Source organism: Ottowia cancrivicina, assembly GCF_029813755.1.
GTDB classification, from domain to species: domain Bacteria; phylum Pseudomonadota; class Gammaproteobacteria; order Burkholderiales; family Burkholderiaceae_C; genus Ottowia; species Ottowia massiliensis.
The window spans coordinates 1-794 of sequence record NZ_JARVII010000078.1; the positions used below are offsets into that span (position 1 = coordinate 1).

General features: G+C 48.7%; 2 protein-coding genes. Both read right to left on the reverse strand.

Going from position 1 to position 794, the window contains the following annotated elements:
• A partial coding sequence (locus tag QB898_RS13100) for a hypothetical protein (RefSeq protein ID WP_279525302.1) occupies nucleotides 1–195 on the reverse strand: 195 nt, incomplete at its 3' end.
• A 104-nt stretch (nucleotides 196–299) separates the two neighbouring features.
• On the reverse strand, nucleotides 300–794 hold a 495-nt coding region (locus QB898_RS13105), incomplete at its 5' end, for an imm11 family protein (protein ID WP_279525303.1).

Below are 794 nucleotides of genomic sequence, written 5' to 3' on the forward strand. Positions count from 1 at the left end.
ATCGGGCAGAACGTTGGATCTATTTTCTTTTCCGATCCGGTTGCGTATGCCTTGCGGAACGGGATATTTACCATTGCGGGGCGTGCCATCAAATAGGTTAAAATGATCGCGAAGGCAACTCCATTTGTAGTGCTCTTCGATGGTTTTAAAAAGAAAAGAGGCGTAGCCGTCAAAATTGCATTTCAGGATGTGCATATCATTCTTTCAGGAAAGCTGGTTTTGACCCAGGATAATTTGCATACCCTCAAAACTGCCCATGCATTTCAAATGCTATCCCGGGCGCGCCGTCTGGTTTTATTTCATGGCAAAGGCTGAAAGCGAAAGCCCGTGAGCTTGCATTCATTCACGCGGGCAATGAATTCGTCGCTGACGTAAGTCGTGTTTTCAACCAGCTGGGGAATTCTGAAAATAGGCGGAAGCTCCTTCACATCTGGTCGCAAGACATAATGATCTATGTCCATGAGTCCACCGTCTGAAAAATAGGCAATGGTGGATTTTTCTTCGTCCACCACATCCACGATGCGGGTTGGATTGAATCCATAGTACTGCATGGCCTCATTCATTTTGATGGGCGCCAACTCGCCATTGCGGCTGAGCATGTCGCCCAAAGCCTGCACGGCGCGCTCTGAAAAGGTGGGAATGGGCGTCAGCCCGATATGGGTGAAATCCGGCAGGACGTTGGATCGCTTTTCTTTTCCAATCCGGTTGCGTATGCCTTGCGGAACGGGATATTTACCATTGCGGGGCGTGCCATCAAATAAATTAAAACGATCGCGAGGGCTAAGCCATTTGTC